General features: G+C 58.1%; 1 pseudogene. It reads left to right on the top strand.

What is annotated here, in order from left to right:
- Positions 1-235, top strand: a pseudogene (locus AC0L17_RS34715) (DDE-type integrase/transposase/recombinase); the annotation flags it as partial.
- Positions 236-313 lie beyond the last annotated feature (78 nt).

The following is a 313-nucleotide window of genomic DNA, read 5'->3' as shown; positions in this document are numbered from 1 at the left end:
AGCGCGGGATCGTGGTTTCGTATGAGACAATCCGCCGGTGGGGCATCAAGTTCGGTCCGCATTACGCTCGCCGCTTGTACCGCAAGCAGCACGGCCGAAACGATGTCTGGCACCTGACGAGGTCGTCATCACCATCGCCGGCAGGAACACTGTGCGCGCCGTCGACCAGGATGGCTATGTGCTCGACGAGATCGTCCAGAACCGCCGCGACACCAAAGCGGCCAAGCGCTTGCTGACGTAAAGGAGAAATAAATGTACGATGAAATCCTGTACTCAGTCGCCGACCTTGTTGCAACGATCACGCTTAATCGGC

It is taken from the genome of Mesorhizobium sp. WSM4829 (assembly GCF_055811475.1).
The sequence above is the reverse complement of the archived record's forward strand: the minus strand, read 5'-3'. Positions and strand labels throughout refer to the sequence as shown.